Raw genomic sequence first — 21,034 nt, 5'->3', positions numbered from 1 at the left:
GAAATGTTTGACTTGCTCATTTAAAAATAAAAAATTAACGTTGACGTTTGTCGCTTTGTTCAGTTTTCAAAGTTCAATCGCCGCCCTTAAGCGACTTCATTATCTTATCAAGTTACCAACGTAATGTCAACAACTTTTTAAAATTCTTTTTTTTAGCTTCGTTGTTAAGAGTATGTCTCAACGACGCTTTATAATAATATAACGCTTTGCATATAAAGTCAATATGTTTCAAGAAGAAAAATGATTTTTTTCTCTTGTTTAATTTCTTCCCTTATCGAGAAGTAGTTAAACGTAAATAAACTAAATTTTCTAATTTTTAATTTGTAATCTATATTAAAAAAGAAGCCCTTCACAAAAAGAGCTTCTTTCTTATCTTACTGATTAAGGTAAATAACGACGTGCACCTGCATACTCTTCAATATATCCCTTTGTGTTTAAAGGAATAATCTCTACTGTCCGCTCGGAGTTCGGCGAATGAATCATCATGCCATCTCCAGCATACATTGCTACATGGTGGACGCTTCCTTTTCCTTGGTTATAGGCAAAGAACAATAAGTCTCCAGGTTGAAGGTTGTTCATATCTACTGGTTTCCCTGCTCGAGACTGTGGCCCTGAGTCACGTGGAATCGTAATACCATGGGATTGGTACATCGTAAACGTAAATCCAGAGCAGTCAAATCCAAAACCACTCATGCCAGCCCATAAATATGGAAGATTTAAAAATGCCTTTCCACTTTCAACAAGCTCCGTCCCAGTTGGTACAGGAATATCTTTTTGAGACGCGTAGATTTTTCCTGCTTTTGCAGAAATCCATGCTGTCTTTCCATTTGGTTTTAATACTTTATATGCACTCTTTGACTTTGCCAAAAGAGGTAAGCGCGTGTTATAGCTAACTTCAATGCCTTTCTTTTTTAAAGAAGGCGAATGATATAAATAAGTAGTCGGAGCCGTCACCATTACAAAAGGCTTCTTTGCATATTGTTCGTACCTTTTGCTATAGGTTAATTGTTTAGTAGGCATCCATCCGGGATATCCTAATTCATTTCGAGAAGTAGGCTGTCCGTCTACAGCTACTTTGACCCAGTCTCCTTGTTCGTCTAAAACCGTTACTTTGTTTCCATATAACGCTTGTGTCTCGAGCATTCCATCGCTAGATAACTGCTGCTTTTGTTTCAAATTCATCGATGTGGTCCACTTTTTCATATCTACAGGATTAGTAGCTGACAGAGCGTCCACTTCACGCAAGATGTTTGGTGCTGTCCACAGAGTAGCTGCTGCGACATCTATATAAGCAGTTTCTTTTTCTTCAGAAGCATGAACAGAAGGAACTGCACTGACCCCAAATGTAGCTACAATAACTGTTGTTGCCGTCAAAAGCCAACGTTTTATATTCATCGTCTCTCTCCTTCTACTATATTATTATCCTTTTATTTTGAGATAGGAACGGTGATTTCTCCTATTCCAGGAAGATCTGATAAGAAAACCTCTTGACCGCTGTACTTTAACACATCCAGTTCAGCTGAAAGCCAAAGAGGAGCATCTAAGTCAAAATACGTGATATTGGGATGAGCGGCTGCCAGATGAGCAGCTGCTCCCACGGAAAGTGATGGTTCCATCATGCTTCCAATCATACATGCAACACCGTTCGCCTCGGCAATACTTGCGATTTTTCTTGCTTCATTAATTCCTCCGCACTTCATTAGCTTAATATTTAAAAGATCCACGTACCGCCCGCTTACAAGCCTTAATGCATCTTTGGCAGAAAATAGACTCTCATCTGCCATAATGGGTACGTTTACTCGTTCAGTCACAAACTTTAACCCTTCCCAATCATGAGCAAGGACAGGTTGTTCTACCAATTCAATACCAAAGTTGAGAGTTTCCATTTTATTAATTAATTGCACTGCTTGTTTTGGAGTCCATCCTTGATTTGCATCCAACCGAAGTTTTACATGATCCGGAATGACAGATCGAATATGTTTAATACGCTCAAGGTCTAGCTCAGGAATTGAACCTACCTTTACTTTTAAAATGTCAAATCCGTCCGCTGCACTTTTTTGTGCGTCTTCAGCCATTTTCTCAGGTGTATCAACACTTATCGTCATACACGTAGTGATAGGCTGCTTATCGCCCAAGAAGGCATATAAAGGAATGTTGAGAAACTTTGTATAAGCATCATGCAAAGCGATATCAGCGGCTGCTTTAGCACTTGAATTGTGAATACAGCAGCTTTGAATTTTTTTCAAGAGTTTTTGAAACTGACGTATATCCTCCCCTATTAGCGCTAGTTTAATAGGGCCTTGAAGTGCAGCTTGAATGCCTTCTAAAGAATCGCCTGTAATAACATATGTTGGCGAAGCCGCTCCTTTTCCTTTTATTCCGTTTTCTAACTGAATCTCTACACTTATGCTGTCTATCTCTGTTGCTGTTCGAAGCGCTGTTTTAAACGGAACGAGCAGTGGAATGGTTTGATGCTTTACAGTTATGTCTTTAATTATCATTTCAATCGCTTCCTTTCGATTCAGCACAAATATTCTTTCATGCGTATTTTTGGTTTACTCTTAGATCGCTCCTAAAATTTTGGCGATCATCATACCAAAATAAGTACCTAAGAAGGAACCCATCAGAGCCATAATGACTCCTACCGGAATCAGTGCACGGTTATAGGCAGCTGCAAGCATTGGAGCAGACGCCATTCCACCAATATTAGCTAAACTTGCTACCCCAAGCGTAAATAAATCATATTTAAATAGTTTAGCTAGCAACAGCATGATCACTAAGTGCATGAACATAATGAGAAAACCAGATACTAAGTAAATAGGAGCCTGAGCTAAATTTGAAAAATCTGATTGAGAAGCAATTAACGCTACAACGATGTATAACATAACGTTTGATACATCGAGCGTACCTGGAATTTTTGCCGCTGGAGTTACAGCAAGCACTAGACCAACCACAGAAGCAATCATAATCGTCCAGCTCGTTGCATTAATAACCGCTCCCACTTCAGGCAAACGCCCTCCGATAAATGTAGAAAATGCGGACACGAACAAACCTAGACCAAGTAAATAAAGAAGATGCTGAAACTGCGGGCCTTCTTTTTCGCTTTCAGAAGTTGCTGCGACTTCATCTATACTATTCTCAATAAAGCTGACGTCTGCTTTTGTCCATTTATTAAATTTAGATGCAAATGGTACAAGCCAAAACATAAACATAACCCATACAGCATAGTTAATCGTATCCATCATAAGAGCGTAGCCGAATATATTTTCTGGAACATCCAAAATCCCTTGGAGAGCAACCATGTTAGCTGATCCTCCGGTCCAACTTCCTGATAAAGCACCAAAAGCTTTCCACGTGTCTTCTACATAGAAATTCTTAAAGATGGCATAGACGAGGATAAAACCTACCATTATGCTGAAAACCGCAACGATGAAACCTCCCAGCATTCTTGGACCAAGTTTAATTACACTTCGAACATCACACTTTAACAGCATAAGCATCAACATGGCCGGAAGCAGTGCATTTTTAACGCCCGTATACATGGCGACATTTGATTCGCTGTCCCCAAATAACCCTGCCGTTTGCATAAGAGCAGCTCCTATATAAATAAGTACAATACCCGGGATAAATTTTAAAAATCGATTGGCTTTAAATCTTTTTTCAATTCCTACCATGAGCGCAGCAAAGGCAGTTAACACACTCACATACATAAATCCATCTTGAATCATTTATTCTTCCCCCTTCATCTCCCCGAAAATGTTTTTATACAAAACAAAATCCAGCCCAACGTTTGAAAACGTCAGGCTGGATTTCGTCTAGGTCTATGTAGACAAAGCAGCTGTTATTTGCTGATATTTTTTCTGTGCATCATGAAACGCTACCACCAGCGCTTTTTGGGAAGACCCGAAGTAGCGGCTGTTAATGTCGTCTGTAAGGGTGGGATCACTTATATGACGTCCAATAAAAATTGATTGAACAAATCGAACGGTTAACTCAATCGTCGCTGAGCATTCCACATCAATAATTTTTCCATTTGTTTTATCAACTACCAGTCCTAAAAAATACTGATTGAACTTTTTAGTAATCGGATTGCTTTGAGGAGCTTTGGCATCTCCAATAATATAGATAGTATCTTGGTCATACATGATTTTTTATTCCTCCTAAAAGAGATAACAGACGATGCTAGGGACCGGCAAATGAACGTTTGCGGAGCTACGCAACATGTATTCGCTTTCATAAGGAACATTATAATCTATTCTCAATATATCATCTATAAAACAATTTCACAATATAAATTTTATACTATTCAGAATAAAATAATATTTTTCTAAAAAAAGAGATTGAGACATAACAAACTTAATCCAACCTAAAGACGAACAAATGGGATACATGAGCTGAACCACTTGTTACACCGCAGTTGATTTTCATGCAAGACTTCGCTTTCCGCGGGTTGCGACTGAGCCTCCTCGTTGCTTGCGCTTTTTCCGCAGGAGTCTTCGCCTTGCCCTCCAATCAACTGCTAGAAGGACCGAAACAGATGAAACTCACGTTCACCACAACAAAAAAAAACGAACCACTAATCAAACATGTTGATCAAGGGTTCGTTTTTCACTGTGGGTCAAGTACTTTTGTCCCGGCTTCTTTCTACGTCACCCTTTGAACATGGTAGAGAAAAAACGGTTAGGGTAATCGGTCATCACTACTTTTACTGAAGCCTGCTGGAGCTTCAAAAAGTCATTCATTTCATTAATTGTATATACCCGTAAGTCTAATCCTTCTTGCTTTGCTTTTTTCCCGTATGAAGAAAGAACAAACGACATATCACAGTGTAGATGCGCTCCTATCGATTTTGCTTTTCCAATCGCATCTTCGCTCACCCCTTCAAATAAAAAACCTGTTGGTATATATGAATGGAGAGATCTCACTTTAGCCAAGCTATCATAGTTAAAAGATGACAAAATAACTTGATCTTCTAAATCAAACTCATCGATTAGACGAAGAACTTTTTCTTCAAGTTTTGGATAGTAAATTCGGTCATTTTTTAATTCAATATTCACCGTTAATTTTGCCTTTTTGTCTATCATCCACTCAAACACTTCTATTAATGTCGGAATCGATTGTTTAGAAAAACGAGAGTCATACCAACTGCCAGCATCGAATAAACGTAGCTGTTTATATGAAAATTCTTGAACATACCCCATTCCATTCGTCGTTCTGTCAATTCGTTCATCGTGAATAACTACTATTTCCCCGTCTTTTGTTAATTGTACATCTAATTCAATACCTGCAACTTGCATTTTCCTAGCTTCTTCAAATGCAATCATTGTATTTTCAGGATATCGTCCGCTAAAACCGCGATGCGCATAAAGATCAATTGAACTATTCATTGTCCTCTATCTCTCCTAACTAGTCATTCACTAAGTAAAAAGCTCGTCCTCAAAATAACTTGAAAGACGAGCTTCGTAATCATACGTTATTTTTGATTGGCTACTTCTAATGTTCTATTTGTTTCTTTTGCTGCTTGATCAAGCGCTTTTTTTGGCTTTATCCCTTGATATAGGCTTTCCATCCCTGTTACTACTTTTTGACGCGATTCAGGAAACACAGAAATTAAAGCACCTTGTGTAGCTGGAGTAGGCTTTGTTTCACGAAGCTGATCAACCGTTACTTTTAACTGCGGATATTTCTCCCACTCTTTTTTCACAATATCTTGTTCATACGCTTTTGGGTTAACTGCAAAGTATCCACTTTCTACGTGCCATTTTGCCTGAACTTCTGGTGTTGCTAAATATTTCATGAAGTCCCAAGCTGCTTTTGATGTTTCATCACTGATTCCTTTAGACATCCATAAAGATGCTCCGCCAATAGCTACTCCTTGGCGATCCTCTTCTTTTGGGACAGGAATATAAGATACGCCTACATCAAATGGAGCATTGTCTACTAGTGTTTTAATACCTGCTGATGAGTCCAGGAACATTGCAATTTTTTTAGATTGAAATGCTGCGCGCATATCATCCCAGTTTTGTCCTACATTGTAGAATGTACCTTCTTTATACATATCATTGATTAAATTAAATGCGTTTTGTCCTTCTTTTCCATTAAATACTGCCTTCTCAGCATCACCTTTTCGGCCGTTTTCGTGATCTACATACAAGCCGCCTTGAGAAGCAACTAGCTCTTCAAAGAACCATCCGTAATTTAGAATTGAAAAACCGTATTGCGATGTTTTATTTCCTTGTTTTTCTGTTAATTTCTTTGCAGCTGCCTTTAATTCATCATACGTTTTTGGAGGATTTTCAGGATCCAACCCTGCTTTTTTAAAAGCATCTTTATTATAAACAAGAACAGGTGTTGAAGAGTTGAACGGCATTGAGTATTGCTTTCCATCTACTTGGTAATAACTTGAAATGTTTTTCTCCCACTGTGAAGTATCATAGTGGTCTTGATCGATAAACTTTTGAACAGGCTGAATCTTACCGCTGTCTATCATGAATTTTGTTCCCACTTCAAACGTTTGCATAATAGCCGGTGCATCCTTTGTTCCTGCTACTGTGTTAAATTTTGTTTGTGCTTCTTCATACGTTCCTTGAAAAACAGGCTTTACTTCGACTTTGTCCTGAGATTTGTTGTACTCATCGACAATTTTATTGAGTGATTTTTCAAGGTCACCGCTCATAGCGTGCCAAAATACGACTTCTGTTTTACCTGATGCTGTTTTTTTTGTTTCTTGCGCTTCCGAAGAACCAGTTGAATTTGAGCAAGCACCTAGAATAACTAGCAAGCATGCCGTTACGATAGCCAATATCTTTTTCATCACATTCACTCTCCTATTTAATTGCACCTTGGGTTAATCCTTTTTGAAGACGTTTTTGACCTAGGAATAATAGTAATAATGTCGGTAAGATTACAACAACGACAGCAGCCATAACCACTCCCCAATCAGTTGAAATCTCCTGTGTTTGCATTTGCTTTAAACCAATCTGAACGGTACGGACATCCTCTGTATTTGTCACTAATAGTGGCCATAAATACATATTCCATGTTGTTAAAAAGCTATATACACCAAGCGTAACTAGACTTGTTTTAGACACAGGGAGCACGACGTTCCAAAAGAAACGAAAGCGGCTGATCCCTGCAACTTGAGAAGCTTCATATAACTCATTCGGAATGGTTTTAAACTGCTGACGCAACAAAAATGTCCCAAACGCTAAAGCAAAAAAAGGAATCGTTAATCCTAAATAATTGTTAATCCATCCTAGCTTTTGTGCTGTTAAAAAGTTAGGAACCATCGTTGCTTCCCATGGAATCATCATCGTAGAAATAAAGAGAAAGAAAATAGCATCTCTTCCTTTAAATTTAATAAATACAAATGCAAAAGCTGCCAAACTTGAAACTAACAGCTGCCCGGCCATGACAAAGATAGACACAGCAAAACTGTTAATTAAATAATGAAGCAGCGGAACTTTTTCAAAAGCGTCCCGATAGTTTTCAAATGAAAAAGATGACGGCCAAATCTTCCCTTCTAACACTTCTGCTCCACTCATAAAACTAATGGAAAAAGCGTATAGGATAGGAAACATCAATACTAAAGTAGCTGCAATGAGTAACAAATAAGTTGTCCATTTTCTCGTGATGCTCATTGATAATGTACCTTCCTTTCTCCAAGCTTGAATTGAAGAGCGGTAACCAGTAGAATACAGAAAAATAATATTGTAGCTTGAGCACTTGCGGAACCAACATTGTAGTTTACAAATGCATCTTTGTAGATTGAATAAACAATGACATTTGTGGAATCTGTAGGTCCGCCTTTTGTTAAAATGTCAATTTGTCCAAACGTTTGAAACGCGTTAATAAAGGAAACCGTAATAATAAAAAACAGCGTTGGTGAAAGCATAGGAAGCGTAATTTTAAGGAGCTGATACCAATAGCTAACTCCAGCAATACGCGCGTTTTCATACAGCTTTTCATCAATATTTTGCAACCCGCCAAGTAAAATTAAAAAGGTAAACCCAATGTTCATCCAAATCGTCGAGATAGACACAGCAACCAATGCATACTTAGGATCTAATAACCACTGCACGTCGTGAATCCCTACAAGGTTTAATACTTTATTGATAACCCCGATTGTCGGATTATACATAAACATCCAAATCACAGAAGAAGCCGCTACGCTCATTCCCATGGTAGATGAAAACATTGTTCTGAAAAAACCAATTCCTTTTAGCTTTTCATTTGCGATTAGCGCTAAGAATAAGGCAATAACTAAGCCAATAGGTACTGTGTAGAGTACAAATAGAAAAGTAGCTTTCATACTTTGTAAGAAATTAGGATCTGTAAATAGATATAAGAAATTTTGCAGTCCTACAAAATTCAAGGGATTTCCCTGTGTGTCCGTAATAAAAAGACTTAAATATAATGTCTTAATCATTGGGTAGAAAAGAAATACACTAAATAACAGTAATGATGGCAGTAAATAAGCTAGTCCAACAATGATAGTAGGCATTGATTTTTTTTCTTTTGAGTTTGCTGAAACAGAAACAGGTGAGTTTGCTGTTTTGGTAACAGCACTCATACTAATGCCCCCTTTACAGTTAAATCTTCTGTTGATGGTTCGTAGTGCAAGCATGAACCTGTATCACCATCAAATAAAAACAGGTGTTTTGGATCGATAAAAATAGGAACTCGCTCTCCCACCTTTATAGTCCACTGACCGTTCCACTTAGCCATCCACTGCTTATCACCCATATGAAATGTAAGCAGTGTTTCCGTGCCTAGAATTTCTACATTATCTACTTCCACAATAAAACTCGTATTATCGTTTGTCGCAAGCTGTATATGCTCAGGTCTCACTCCAACCACAACTTCTTTTTTACCGTTAAGGTTACTGTGTGGTGTGCTCATAGAAATAGCTCTTCTATCTTCAAAAACTAGTAAGTTATTTTCTATAGAAACGTTTGATAAATTCATAGGGGGAGAACCTATAAAAGATGCTACAAACGTGTTCTTTGGTGCATTGTAAATATCAAGCGGACGTCCAACTTGTTGAATATTTCCTTCATTTAAAATCATCATTCGATCCGCCATCGTCATCGCCTCTGTTTGATCGTGCGTGACATAAATCATCGTAATACCTAACTTACGCTGAATCTGGCGAATTTCTGACCTCATCTTCGCGCGCAGCTTCGCATCTAAGTTTGATAACGGCTCATCCATCAAGCAAATAGGAGAGTGAGTAACAATAGCACGTGCAAGCGCTACACGCTGACGCTGTCCTCCCGAAAGCTGTCTAGGCTTTCTCTTTAGATATTCACTTAAACCAAGCATCTCTGCTGCTTCCCTGCAGCGCTTTTGCTGTTCTTGCTTTGAAATTTTCTTTGTATGCAGGCCAAAAAGAATATTTTGTTCCACTGTCAAATGCGGATATAAGGCATAGTTTTGAAACACCATTGACAAATCGCGCTGACTTGGAAGCAGTTTATTTGCTTTTACATCTCCAATTAGTAGCTCTCCCTGCGTGAATTCTTCTAATCCAGCAATCATTCTCAGCATTGTACTTTTCCCACATCCGGAAGGACCTACTAGTACGAAAAACTCTCCCGGTTCAATTGTGACGTTAATATCTTGAATAACATTTGTTTTTTGATCGTATGACTTCCCAATGTTAACTAGCTCTACTTTTTTCATTAAAAACGCTCCCTTCTCTATCATTCATATTTTTTCCACAACCATGATTTCCCTGTAGAAACTGCCGTAGCTCCTGCTTTTAAAGCAGCTTGGATATGGCTTTCATTTTGAATGAGTCCACCTGTAATAATAGGGATACTTGTTTTTTTAACGACTCTCTCTATCATCTCCGGAATTAATCCTGGCATTAGTTCTAATGCATCCGGTTTAATATCTTGAACGGTTTTCAACCCTTGTGCTACCGCGTCTGTATCCACTAGAAACAGCCGCTGAATAGCAACCAGTCCTTCTTGCTTTGCGTAATTAATGAGTGAACTTTTAGTGGTTACGATACCTGTAGGTTTTACAAACTTAGCAAGGAATTTAAGCCCTTCTCGGTCATAGCTAATCCCTGGAATTTTTTCAACGTGTAAAAAAACCGTTCGATTATGCTGTTTGAGTAAATCTACATAGCGTTTAATCACACTAATATTGCCCGTTAATAAAAAGGCCGCCTGGATCTCTGTTTCTAAAAATTGTTCTAAATTTTTCGGGCTTTTAATGGATGCAATCAAACGGTCTTGCCCAAGCTGTTGTAAGAAATCTGCTTCCTTATTCAAAACGATGCCTTCCTTTCATTCACAAAAAACCACAAAAAACGCATAGGGTATTGATATAGACCTATTGTTTTTTGTGGTTTCTCAATTTCATAACCTTAGTAACTATTCACTTATCGTTCACATGTTTTATAATAATGGTTATTTATGAAGGCAATATAAAGAAGCTGTTGAGTTTTGTAAAAAAACCGTATAGTTCCTGTAAATCGCCTAAAAATCAAAAAACCGTTGATTTCTCAACGGCTTTACAGTGCACATTCTTCAATTTCAAATCCTAAATCTTCAATCAGACCCCAGTCAGCTGTAGGTTCTTGACCTTGAGTCGTTAAATAGTCACCTACAAAAATTGAGTTTGCAGCAAACAAACCAAGCGGCTGAAGTGATCTGAGATTGACTTCTCTGCCTCCTGAAATTCGAATTTCTTTCGTTGGATTTACAAAACGCATCATCGCTAACAGCTTTAAGCATTGCATTGGCTTTAACGCCTTTTTGTCTTCTAGAGGTGTTCCTGGAACGGCAACAAGAAAGTTGCATGGAATAGAATCTGCATCTAACTTTTTAATTTGAAAAGCTAATTCCACGGCTTGTTCATTTGTCTCGCCCATTCCAAAAATCGCACCGGAACAAGGTGACAAACCTGCTTTTTTAGATGTAGTAACCGTATCAACTCGATCTTCATAGCCATGCGTAGAACAAATATTGTCATAGTTATCAGCGTGAGTATTTAAATTATGATTATAGCGATGAACACCCGCCTCGACTAGTTCATGTGCTTGATCATCTGTTAAAAATCCTAGACAAGCACAGATTTTCAAGTCTGTCTTTTGACGGATCTCTTTTACCGCTCCCACTACGTGCGCTACTTCTTTATCCGTAGGGCGGCGGCCTGACGCCACGATACAATATGTACCTGCTTTTCTTTTTTGAGCTTCAAAAGCACCTTCTACAATTTTCTCTTTTGTTAACCACGCATACTTATCAATCGGCGCTTCTGATACAATCGACTGCGAACAATATCCACAGTCTTCTGGGCATAAACCCGATTTCGTATTAATAATCATATTGAGCTTTACTTTTTTTCCATAATGATGATGACGAATTAAGTACGCGGCATTCATGACCTCTAACACTTCTTCATCAGGTACATAAAGAAGTTGAAGCGCTTCGTTATATGTAATTTCTTTCCCTTTAATAATAGACCGAGCAAGTGCTTTCCAATCTCTTAAACTTGTGGTTTCCATCGATTCCCCTCCATTTTAGTAAACTTTTTTTAAAAAAAGTTTACAATTATAACTAAAAGTTACCATTACTTCTCCTTTTATGTCAACACTGTATAATTAATAGTTAACTCAAAAAGCCACTTCTATGATATAGAAATGGCTTTTTGCTTATTGCGCTTGCAGTGTGTAAATAACCGATACAAAGTCTCCGGATTTTTCATCGTATGCTTCAACACCCGGATACTCATGAGTTAGAGCAATTCCTGCGTACATGAGCTCATCTCCATAAGCTCTTTGGTCTGTTTCCATCACTGTATATTCATAATCAGGATGAAGCCCTTTTAGCTCAATGCATTCATAAGAAGGATTTGGTCTAGCTAATACTTGATAATAACCGATGATTGCCTGTTTTTGATCGGATGAAACAACCATCCAGCTGGTCACATTTCCATCTTGTTCAAACGGACTTTTTAATCGATAGAATGTTCCATTTTGAATAAGAGATCGTTGTTTTTTATAATACTGAATTTGTTTTTTTACCGTTTCTTTTTCATCTTCTGTCATCAGCGTAACATCTAACTCATAACCAAATGCGCCGAAATACGCAACGTCTCCTCTTGTTTCTAGACTTGTTACTCTGCGTACTTGATGATTTGGTACGGCTGATACGTGTGCTCCCATTGAACTGATTGGATAGGCAAAAGACGTGCCGTACTGAATTTTTAGACGTTCAATTGCGTCCGTGTTATCGCTCGTCCAAGCTTGAGGAGCATAATAAAGCATTCCCGGATCAAACCTAGCGCCCCCGCTTGCACACGATTCAAATAAAATATCCGGAAACTTCTTTGTTAGTCGCTCATACAAATCATATACTCCTAAAATATAGCGATGTACTACTTCAAACTGGCGATTCGCAGGTAGCCCAACAGATCCAATCTCCGTTATATTTCGATTCATATCCCATTTTATATACGAGATAGGTGCTTCACTTAAAATAGCTTCCATTCGTTCATAAATATAATTCACTACTTCTTCTCGTGAAAAATCAAGCACATACTGATTTCGTCCATGAGACTGATGACGATCTGGCACATGAATTAACCAGTCTGGATGCTTTTCATACAAGTTGCTTTGCTTTGAAATCATTTCAGGTTCAAACCATAATCCAAAGTCCATACCTAAATCCGTTACTTTTTGAGCCAATGATTTCATACCGCCCGGAAGCTTATTTTCATCTACAAACCAGTCTCCAAGAGAAGTTGTATCGTCATTACGTTTACCAAACCAGCCGTCATCCAATACAAAAAGTTCAACGCCCAGCTTTTGTGCTTCTTTCGCAATGTGTACAATTTTCTCTTCGTTAAAATCAAAATACGTCGCTTCCCAGTTATTAATTAAAACTGGTCGCTCTAAATCCCGCCATTTCCCTCTAGCGAGACGCTTGCGATAAAGCTCATGATACTCTTGGCTAAGGCCGTTTAGCCCGTTATTTGAATAAGCCAGTACTAGTTCTGGTGATTGAAAAGTTTGTCCACTTTCTAGTCGCCACTGAAAATCAAAAGGGTGAATGCCCATCGTTACTCTCGATACATTATAGTGATCTACTTCCACTTGTCCAAGAAAGTTTCCGCTGTATACAAGACTAAAACCATACGCTTCTCCACTGTGCTCAGTTGCAGCTGGATTCTTTAAAATTAAAAATGGGTTTTGCTGACTGCTGCTTGTACCTCTCGCACTAGAAATACTTTGAATACCCGGCTGAAGCATTCTTGTTTTCACGTGTCTCTCTCGAATCCAAGCACCGGAAAGCTGAACCATTTCATAGTTTGATGTAGGCAAATCAATACTGCCGCTCATGATACGCAAAATATCGACTGGTTCTTCTCCTCTATGTTCAAATCGTGCGTGACGCGTAATAATATTTCGGTTTTCGTAAACGGTGTACGTTAAAATAAGTGATGCATTGAGCAATTTATCAATCATTTCAACTTCTACACTCGTGGCTTCACTCTCTTCTTCCACGTATGTAGCAGGTAAGCCGTTTAATGGCTTCTTGCCTTTGTAAATTTTATGGTTATCGTATTCAAAATTTGTGATTCGGCTTCCGTTTTGCTGAAGAAGTTGATAGGCTGGCTCTCTGAAGTCTGTTGTCCCATAAGAAGGATACTCTTGTTTGATTGTTTCAAGAGAAAATGCTAATTCTCCTTCATATACCGAAGCGCTAGCTCCTCTTGTTTCTACACGTAAAAAATGCTGAAAAGACGGACGGTGCTTAAGCTTTTTTCCATAGTATAAGTGACCAAGCTGCCCATTTCTCAACACTGAAAAGATATAACTTACATCGCGGCCCTGCAGGTGAAACTCCTTGGTACGTTCATTAAATAATATTCCCACTCTATCTCTCTCCTCACCATCAAATATCTAACGAGACATTTCCTTTTTCATCTATTGCCGTTGCATGCTCAAAAGTAGCTGCCACATTAATCTCTTTGCTCTCATACCATTTCGCTAGATCTTGGAACAACTCTTCTGTTTCAATCATTCTTGTATCTACTCGCAGTTCAGTTTCGTAGCTATGAAGAGACCAAGTGCTTTCATTAAATAGGGTCATCTCCACATCTAGACACATTTCCTTCCAATTGGGGGCACACCGAATAGGGTGAAGTATGTCTGAACATGCAATAGTATAGCGGTTAGAGCCATTCTTATTCATAAAACAATGAACAGAAGAGGTACTCACATCCCCCTGACTAGTTTGTATAGATTTATATAGTTGAATATCTAACAACGGAACGCTCCATTTTAACGCCATTTTTGGAAGAATTCTTTTTTTAATCGACTTGACCGTTAATTTAATAAAATAAACACCATCTTTTTTTGTTTCATCCAATACAACATGCACACCTGGTCCCTTGTTTATCTCCAAGTTTATATAGGGTGTAGCAATCACTTCCTTCATCTCCTTTATCATCATTATAAGTTTATACACCCACGAAAATGTAACCGCATTCAAAAGTTTGTTTTCGTATTTATTACAAGTAGATCACCCTAATCGAAGCTTTTTTACTTTCTTTCATTTTATGTAAAATACTTTCTAGACTCAATGGTAAAAATCAAAGTGAAAAAAAGCATTTTTTTGCTTTACCTAGCAACTAACTAAACGCTCTTTATCTCTTAACGCGCAATTTTCTCTTCTTTTTCAAAAAAAGATGACAAATCTAACAATATAGTATAATAATAAATACTGCAGAATGATTATACAAAGAAAGGATGACAAATATGAATCATGGACCTTCTCTTCTTAAGCAACTAAAATTATGGCATATCGTCGTGATAGGATTAGGCTACATGGCACCCATGGCCGTTTTCGATACATTTGGCATTGTAACTGAATCAACAGATGGACATGTTTCAGGTGCTTATGCATTCACGTTGATTGCTATTTTATTCACAGCCATTAGTTATGGAAAAATGGTAAAAGCTTTTCCCGGAGCTGGTTCTTCTTATACATACGCACAGCAAGTAATGAATCCAAGCATTGGTTTTTTGGTAGGATGGACGGCTCTTCTTGATTATCTATTTCTACCGATGATTAATGCACTTTTGACAAATATTTACCTAAGCTCTCTGTTTCCAGGTGTTCCGAAGGCCGTATGGATTATCAGCTTTATTGTCATCATGACCGTAATGAATATTTTTAGCGTTCATTTAACCGTTTCTTTTGGTACGCTATTAGTTGCTTTTCAAATTTTAGTTGCTATCATCTTTATTATTTTAAGTGCTACAACTCAAGGCGAAGAGTTATCATTTAAACCGTTTATAAGTGAAGCGGCCTCTGTATCTCTGTTATTAAACGGGGCGGCCATTTTATGCTTTTCTTTTTTAGGCTTTGATGCCGTAACCGCCATGGCGGAAGAAACAATTAAGCCTGAGAAAACCATTCCTAAAGGGATTCTCATTATTGCATGCACAGGAGGCGCCTTATTTATTACAGTTTCTTACTTTGCTCAGCTTCTTTTCCCTTCAGCCTCTTTGTTTCATGATTTAGAAGGTGCATCGGCTGAAATCGCTTATAAAATTGGCGGCCAGCTTTTTCAATCTATTTTTGTAGCAGCGGCCTTGACTTCAACTATTGCTTCTGGACTTGTCTCACATATGAGTGCATCAAGACTTCTCTACGCAATTGGGAAAGATGGTTATCTGCCGCGAGAAATTTTTGGCTATATTCACCCTAAAACAAAGACGCCTATTTGGAACGTAGTAATTATTGGTGGTCTCTCTTTAATTTCACTAGGTCTGTCTCTTGAAAAAGCTACCTCTTTAATTAATTTTGGCGCTTTAATTGCGTTCAGCTCAGTGAACATAGCAGTTTTTATCCATTATTTTATTCATCAAAACAAGCGTTCCTTCGGTGGATATATTTCATATGTACTTATGCCTCTACTTGGCAGTGTATTTTTGTTTTTTATGTGGCTTAACTTAGAAAAAACATCCTTATTTATCGGTATTGTTTGGAGTATAATCGGTATTATTTATTTACTGATTGCTAGACGAAAAAATACTATTACCATTCCTACTTTTCATTTTGATTAAGGAAATAGACTTAGCAGACCTCGACATATTTTCCTGGAAATAATGTCGAAAAAAAAGTAATTGAGACATACGCAAATTAATCCCCTCTAAACACGAACAAAAGGGTAAACGATCTAGTATGAATCACTCGTTACACCGCTGTTGATTTCCGTGCAAGGCTTCGCTTTCCGCGGGCGGCCGTTGAGCCTCCTCGGCGCTTTCGCTCCTGCGGGGTCTCATCTGTTCCGCTTTCTCCGCAGGAGTCTTCGCCTTGCTCTCCAATCAACAGCTAGAAGCAACTAAATACTTGAAAGCTACATTTACTATACCAATGAAAAAATCCGAACGTATTTGATTCTCAACTAAGAATCAAACTCGTTCGGATTTTTCTTCAACTAAAATACTCTCATACCAACCTCTTTTTATTTTTTAGATTGTGAGACTTTTTCTAAAATGCGTCTTTTACGGTAAAGCATCATTCCAACTTCTCCTATATCGCTAATCGCTTGTTTGTTAATATACGCTCCAAATACCATTCCTGCTATAGGAATCATTTGAAATAACTTTTTCCATCCCAAGTTGTCTCTATAGGTTAGAAACACTTCTCTCCACCCTTGGAGCTGCTGCAAGCTCTGCGTTCGATTGCCGCTTGCTAATTCTTCTAAAATCGCACGCTTGCCTACAATATCGGAGGATGAAAACTGCATGCATTTGACCATAAAAATGCGTTCCTCTTGCTCAGTGGGATCGTAACCATAAGAAACAGCCACTTCTTGCAGTGTCTTAAGTGTAAGTCCCAATACAAAAGGAATATCAATCGCCAGTGTAAAAATTCCACCTACTCCTGTTGTAGCTCCTTGCAGCTGTGCATTCTTTTTTCGGACTTCAATAAAATACTCCGCCAATTCATCCATTTCCTGCAGAGATAAATGCTGAATATCCTCTATTGAAAGCTGCTTATTTTCTTGTAACTGGGCTGATGCTTTCTCTAGCGTGGCAGACGTATTAGCTAAGTACTGGCCTCCATTATCAACATACTTAGCAATTTCATCTAATAATTTTTCTATTTTTTGATGAATGAACTTTGGCGTTACTTTATCTAAAGCTGAAAAAGGCAAGCGAGCCAGCCGCTCCCAGAAAAAAAGTCCTTTTTGGTCTTTCTCCCACTTTTCAATTTTTCGTAATTCTATTCTCAAATGTTCATGCTCTGACATATCCTCACTCTTTTCCTCGATTTATCAGCTCTGTCCTACTTGTTTATTCCGCACATATTTAATGATAAAAAACAATGCAATTAAAACAACAAGTCCGATTCCAATAGGCTGCATATATTGAGACACAATCGGCCCCACCTCTTTCCACTTAGGTCCTAACTTATATCCTAAATATACGTAAATAGCCGTTACTGGAAGCATCGCAACAAATGTGTAAATAGAAAACAGCCATACGTTCATTTTTGCCATCCCGCACGGAAAAGAGATAGCCGTGCGCACTCCTGGAATAAACCGTCCAAAAAAAGCGACCCCGCTTCCGTACTTATTAAAAAAGCGATCGGCAGCGTCAATTTCTTTTTCTTTCACCAAAAAGTATTTTCCATATTTTAAAACCAGCGGTCTTCCACCATAACGTCCCAGTGCATAAAGAGTCAACGGTCCACAAACACCGCCTACTGTACCTGCAAGGATAGCCAGATACAAGTTCATATCACCTTGGTACACCCAATACCCTACTAAAGGTAAAACAAGCTCTGCCGGGACAAACTCAAACGTTAATGCTAAAATTACGCCAAAATAAGAGAGCTGTTTTAGCGCTTCAATTAAAGAAAGTAAAACCGACTCTAACAAAAATTCTCCTCCTCATGTCATTAAATCTAAGACGGCAAAACTATAATTCAGCCGATTGATAGATAAAAACCAACGCGACATAGTTTTTTCCTTTCCCTCTTTACGTATGACGTACTACAAAAGTTTCAATAAAAAAAAGCGCTAGTTTTATCCAGCGCTTTTATAGTTTAAAGTTAATTTGAATAATACCTACTTTACGAAGAGCATCGTATAAAATAACTAAAGCCGGTCCTAAAAATAACCCAACAAAACCTAAAAGTTTAAATCCAATGTACAAACTAACTAGTGCAGCCAAAGGTGAAATACCCATATTTGTAGAAAATACTTTTGGTTCTACTACACGCCTTACTACCGTAATGACTCCAAATAGAATAAATAAGCCGATTGCAAGTGAATCATGCCCTTGCGTAAGAGCAAAAATCCCCCACGGGACGAGTACAGAGCCTGTCCCAAGGATTGGTAAGATATCGACAATTACAATTAATAAACTAAGCAGCGCGGTATACGGAACATCTAATAGCCAAAGCCCTACATAAGCCATTACAAACGTCATGACACTTAAGATAATTTGTGCCTTGATAAAACCAACTCCCGCTTGGATAAGCTGAGTGATGACAACTTGTAGCTTATATTTCGTTTCTTCTGTTAAGAATGACTTAATTTTATTTTTAATAGCAGGCAGCTCAAGGCTGATAAATACAAGCGCTACTAAATAAATAAGAAACTCTAATAGAAACCCAGGAACAGTAGCGGCAAAGCTAATGATGATTTCTACAGTACTTTTTAATAGAGAATCTAATGAATTTACGGTTTTTTCAAGCGTGCGCTCGATAGAAGAAATCACTTCTGTAGGAAGAGCGTTCGAATAGTACTTCCACTTAATAATAGTTGGATAAATTGCGGTTTCATAGATTTCTTTTACAAATGAAGGCGCTATTTTTGAAAGAGCAACCACTTGCGTAACGATTGTCCGAACAATAAAAAATCCAATAAGTATGAGCGAAACAACATATAAAATGAAGGTCATAAGCACTGCATAGACTCTCTTCATTTTAAAAGATTGATGCAATTTTTGAACAATACCCTCAAGCGCTAATGCTGTTAATAAAGCAAACACAATCGGTAAACTGTAAGGGATTAACAAACATACGATTACTATCGAGGCGATGACCCATATTCGCTTTTTCCACATACTCTACTATCCCCCAACTAGCTAAGCTATCTCTATATTTATTGATAAAGAAAGGAACCAGTGACTGCTTTTATGTAAGAATAAAATTTGGATATATTTATACCTGATGTTACATATTATAGGGTCAATTTCCATAATAATAAAGGAATTATTATGAAAAAAGCTACTTATTCTAATTTTTTGAATAGAATAAGTAGCTTTTTGATTTATAAATTAGCCGGCTCTCATAACCTCTGTACCTTTTTTAGGGTCAAATTTGCCTTCAGATTTAGACATCACAATTGCTGCTAGTGTGTTTCCTACTAAGTTAACAACTGTACGTGCCATATCCATGATTCTGTCTACTCCCGCAATGAAAGCTAATCCTTCTGCCGGAACGCCGATTGTTCCAAGAGTAGCTAGTAATACAACAAATGATGTTCCTGGCACTGCAGCCATTCCTTTAGATGTAACCATCAATACAAGAATGAGTGTCAGCTGTTGAACGATCGTTAAATCAATACCATACACCTGCGCTAAGAATAACGCTGCAATGGCTTGATAAAGAACAGAACCATCTAGGTTAAATGTATAACCAATTGGTACAACGAACGATACGATAGCTTTTGGACAGCCCATCTTTTCAAGCTTTTCCATAATACGTGGAAGAACTGTCTCAGAACTAGATGTACTGTATGCTAACAACAGTTCATCTTTCATATAGCGGAATAAGTGGAAAATGTTAATTCCTGCCCATTTCGCGATTCCTCCTAATACAACAAGTAGGAAGAAAATTAACGCTAAGTAAACTAAGATAACAAGCTTTCCTAATGAAAGGAGTGACTCTAAGCCGAATTTCGAAACTGTTACACCAATTAAAGCAAATACACCAATTGGTGCCACCTTCATTACTAGGTTTACCACGTGAAACATTGCGTGAGAAACGCCATCGAAGAATTGTACAACTGGCTTTCCTCTTTCCCCAATTGCCGCTACTCCTAGTGCAAATAACACTGTAAAGAAGATAATTGCTAGCATATCTCCTTCAACAATTGACTGGAAAAAGTTTGTTGGAACAATGTGTAAGAACGTTTCAGCCACTGACTTTCCTTCTTGCTGTTTGGATGTTTCAACGTATTGTGAAATATCACTCTTCTGTGCTGAATGAATGTCTACACCTTGCCCAGGATGAAAAATATTAGCAACCAATACACCGATTATAATTGCAAAAGTCGTAATAATTTCAAAATAGAGAATGGTTTTAACGCCAAGCTTTCCGACCTGTTTACCGCTCCCTGCTCCTGCAACTCCAACGACTAAGCTTGAGATAACAATTGGAATAACAATCATCTTAATTAATCTTAAAAATAGGTCTCCTAGCGGCTGTAGGTATGTTACTACACGCGGATCGTTAAACCAAATTACCCCTACAAGAACACCGAGGATTAATCCGGTAAAAATCTGCGTAGCCAAACCAAAACGAATTTTTTTCATAGATGTACCTCCCCAAAGATGTATGACATTTGTATATACTTTTCTGAAAAAACAAAAAAAGGCTATTCTTAAGAAAGAACAGCCTTTTACTTACGCTATTTTGGGCTCTTTCTCTCAATAAAGCAAACGGGGTTAACTGTCGGATTCGGAATTGAGAGTTTCCTACCTTTTGTAAGGATTCACCCCAAGGCAGCTTTACTGCCGATAATGATTCCCCCGCTCTATACGATTAAGCTTATTATTCAGTTTTTATAAAGTTAAAACGATCTATACGTTGTCATACGTTTTTTACAGTCAATAAAACTAAACAGAAGTCTTACTTTTACTTAACTTTATACTGCACAAATATTAATTTACTATTTTTCGACACGTTTTGTCAATACCCATGTTTATAAAACGCTTTCAAAAGACAATAATATATATTTATGCAAAAAAGCTATTGCAATGTTGCAA

At 37.9% G+C, this 21,034-nt stretch carries 19 protein-coding genes and 1 riboswitch; of the genes, 1 reads left to right on the top strand and 18 read right to left on the bottom strand.

The genetic code is table 11. The features are described from left to right. Positions 1-381: 381 nt before the first annotated feature. The 13 genes from SB717_RS31045 to SB717_RS30985 form a co-directional block, all read right to left on the bottom strand. Positions 382-1,395: a C40 family peptidase gene (locus tag SB717_RS31045; RefSeq protein ID WP_410906479.1), complete on the bottom strand. Its 1,014-nt coding sequence runs from the start codon at positions 1,393-1,395 to the stop codon at positions 382-384. 32 nt (positions 1,396-1,427) lie between these two features. Then, entirely contained in the window at positions 1,428-2,501 is a 1,074-nt protein-coding gene (locus tag SB717_RS31040; RefSeq protein WP_410906477.1) for a dipeptide epimerase, read from the bottom strand. 60 nt (positions 2,502-2,561) lie between these two features. After that, entirely contained in the window at positions 2,562-3,728 is a 1,167-nt protein-coding gene (locus tag SB717_RS31035) for a DUF819 family protein (RefSeq protein ID WP_410906475.1), read from the bottom strand. A 93-nt stretch (positions 3,729-3,821) separates the two neighbouring features. Continuing rightward, on the bottom strand, positions 3,822-4,145 hold the full coding sequence (locus SB717_RS31030; RefSeq protein WP_074683974.1) for a DUF3870 domain-containing protein: 324 nt from the start codon (positions 4,143-4,145) through the stop codon (positions 3,822-3,824). Between the two features lie 504 nt (positions 4,146-4,649). Continuing rightward, entirely contained in the window at positions 4,650-5,387 is a 738-nt protein-coding gene (locus tag SB717_RS31025) for a glycerophosphodiester phosphodiesterase (RefSeq protein ID WP_074683971.1), read from the bottom strand. Positions 5,388-5,473: 86 nt separating this feature from the next. Continuing rightward, positions 5,474-6,814 carry an ABC transporter substrate-binding protein gene (locus SB717_RS31020; RefSeq protein ID WP_410906472.1) on the bottom strand — a complete coding sequence of 447 codons (1,341 nt, stop codon included), beginning with the start codon at positions 6,812-6,814 and terminating at the stop codon, positions 5,474-5,476. A 13-nt stretch (positions 6,815-6,827) separates the two neighbouring features. Next, the gene (locus SB717_RS31015) at positions 6,828-7,640 is read right to left on the bottom strand and encodes a carbohydrate ABC transporter permease (protein WP_013081575.1); all 813 of its coding nucleotides are present in this window, start codon (positions 7,638-7,640) and stop codon (positions 6,828-6,830) included. Beyond that, on the bottom strand, positions 7,637-8,572 hold the full coding sequence (locus SB717_RS31010) for a carbohydrate ABC transporter permease (protein WP_144647206.1): 936 nt from the start codon (positions 8,570-8,572) through the stop codon (positions 7,637-7,639). Before SB717_RS31010 ends, SB717_RS31015 begins: the two co-directional genes overlap by 4 nt. Then, positions 8,569-9,684, bottom strand: coding sequence for an ABC transporter ATP-binding protein (locus tag SB717_RS31005; protein WP_074683988.1), 1,116 nt, complete (start codon positions 9,682-9,684; stop codon positions 8,569-8,571). The genes SB717_RS31010 and SB717_RS31005 overlap by 4 nt, the downstream gene beginning before the upstream one ends. Before the next feature lie 20 nt (positions 9,685-9,704). Continuing rightward, a complete protein-coding gene (locus SB717_RS31000) occupies positions 9,705-10,283 on the bottom strand; it encodes a glycerol-3-phosphate responsive antiterminator (protein WP_098621612.1) in 579 nt (192 codons plus the stop codon). Positions 10,284-10,525: 242 nt separating this feature from the next. After that, positions 10,526-11,521, bottom strand: coding sequence for a biotin synthase BioB (gene bioB / locus SB717_RS30995; RefSeq protein WP_410906470.1), 996 nt, complete (start codon positions 11,519-11,521; stop codon positions 10,526-10,528). Positions 11,522-11,668: 147 nt separating this feature from the next. Further along, complete coding sequence (locus tag SB717_RS30990) at positions 11,669-13,894, bottom strand: alpha-galactosidase (protein WP_410906468.1); 2,226 nt, start codon at positions 13,892-13,894, stop codon at positions 11,669-11,671. Between the two features lie 19 nt (positions 13,895-13,913). Continuing rightward, on the bottom strand, positions 13,914-14,459 hold the full coding sequence (locus tag SB717_RS30985) for a hypothetical protein (RefSeq protein ID WP_224357741.1): 546 nt from the start codon (positions 14,457-14,459) through the stop codon (positions 13,914-13,916). Positions 14,460-14,779: 320 nt separating this feature from the next. Here SB717_RS30985 and SB717_RS30980 point away from each other — a divergent pair, with 320 nt between their 5' ends. Next, positions 14,780-16,093, top strand: coding sequence for an APC family permease (locus SB717_RS30980; RefSeq protein WP_410906466.1), 1,314 nt, complete (start codon positions 14,780-14,782; stop codon positions 16,091-16,093). 130 nt (positions 16,094-16,223) lie between these two features. On the opposite strand, the gene SB717_RS30975 is transcribed toward SB717_RS30980, so the two are convergent. From SB717_RS30975 to gltT, 5 genes are all read right to left on the bottom strand, one after another. Then, positions 16,224-16,358: a hypothetical protein gene (locus SB717_RS30975; protein ID WP_255285408.1), complete on the bottom strand. Its 135-nt coding sequence runs from the start codon at positions 16,356-16,358 to the stop codon at positions 16,224-16,226. Positions 16,359-16,494: 136 nt separating this feature from the next. Next, positions 16,495-17,286 carry an EcsC family protein gene (locus tag SB717_RS30970; protein WP_074683953.1) on the bottom strand — a complete coding sequence of 264 codons (792 nt, stop codon included), beginning with the start codon at positions 17,284-17,286 and terminating at the stop codon, positions 16,495-16,497. 24 nt (positions 17,287-17,310) lie between these two features. Beyond that, on the bottom strand, positions 17,311-17,916 hold the full coding sequence (locus SB717_RS30965) for a DedA family protein (protein ID WP_045295301.1): 606 nt from the start codon (positions 17,914-17,916) through the stop codon (positions 17,311-17,313). Positions 17,917-18,076: 160 nt separating this feature from the next. After that, entirely contained in the window at positions 18,077-19,108 is a 1,032-nt protein-coding gene (gene ytvI, locus SB717_RS30960) for a sporulation integral membrane protein YtvI (protein WP_013055188.1), read from the bottom strand. A 213-nt stretch (positions 19,109-19,321) separates the two neighbouring features. Continuing rightward, positions 19,322-20,581, bottom strand: coding sequence for a glutamate/proton symporter GltT (gene gltT / locus SB717_RS30955; protein WP_025753247.1), 1,260 nt, complete (start codon positions 20,579-20,581; stop codon positions 19,322-19,324). A 106-nt stretch (positions 20,582-20,687) separates the two neighbouring features. After that, positions 20,688-20,827: riboswitch (cyclic di-AMP (ydaO/yuaA leader) on the bottom strand. Positions 20,828-21,034 lie beyond the last annotated feature (207 nt).

The sequence above is a fragment of the Priestia sp. SIMBA_032 genome, from assembly GCF_046535215.1.
GTDB classification, from domain to species: Bacteria; Bacillota; Bacilli; order Bacillales; family Bacillaceae_H; genus Priestia; species Priestia aryabhattai.
This window is presented reverse-complemented; position numbering and strand designations above follow the sequence as displayed.

Coding starts and splice junctions, on each gene's coding strand:
- SB717_RS31045 (WP_410906479.1), bottom strand. CDS start 1,395: ATGAATATAAAACGTTGGCTTTTGACGGCAACAACAGTTATTGTAGCT.
- SB717_RS31040 (WP_410906477.1), bottom strand. CDS start 2,501: ATGATAATTAAAGACATAACTGTAAAGCATCAAACCATTCCACTGCTC.
- SB717_RS31035 (WP_410906475.1), bottom strand. CDS start 3,728: ATGATTCAAGATGGATTTATGTATGTGAGTGTGTTAACTGCCTTTGCT.
- SB717_RS31030 (WP_074683974.1), bottom strand. CDS start 4,145: ATGTATGACCAAGATACTATCTATATTATTGGAGATGCCAAAGCTCCT.
- SB717_RS31025 (WP_074683971.1), bottom strand. CDS start 5,387: ATGAATAGTTCAATTGATCTTTATGCGCATCGCGGTTTTAGCGGACGA.
- SB717_RS31020 (WP_410906472.1), bottom strand. CDS start 6,814: ATGAAAAAGATATTGGCTATCGTAACGGCATGCTTGCTAGTTATTCTA.
- SB717_RS31015 (WP_013081575.1), bottom strand. CDS start 7,640: ATGAGCATCACGAGAAAATGGACAACTTATTTGTTACTCATTGCAGCT.
- SB717_RS31010 (WP_144647206.1), bottom strand. CDS start 8,572: ATGAGTGCTGTTACCAAAACAGCAAACTCACCTGTTTCTGTTTCAGCA.
- SB717_RS31005 (WP_074683988.1), bottom strand. CDS start 9,684: ATGAAAAAAGTAGAGCTAGTTAACATTGGGAAGTCATACGATCAAAAA.
- bioB (WP_410906470.1), bottom strand. CDS start 11,521: ATGGAAACCACAAGTTTAAGAGATTGGAAAGCACTTGCTCGGTCTATT.
- SB717_RS30985 (WP_224357741.1), bottom strand. CDS start 14,459: ATGAAGGAAGTGATTGCTACACCCTATATAAACTTGGAGATAAACAAG.
- SB717_RS30980 (WP_410906466.1), top strand. CDS start 14,780: ATGAATCATGGACCTTCTCTTCTTAAGCAACTAAAATTATGGCATATC.
- SB717_RS30970 (WP_074683953.1), bottom strand. CDS start 17,286: ATGTCAGAGCATGAACATTTGAGAATAGAATTACGAAAAATTGAAAAG.
- ytvI (WP_013055188.1), bottom strand. CDS start 19,108: ATGTGGAAAAAGCGAATATGGGTCATCGCCTCGATAGTAATCGTATGT.
- gltT (WP_025753247.1), bottom strand. CDS start 20,581: ATGAAAAAAATTCGTTTTGGTTTGGCTACGCAGATTTTTACCGGATTA.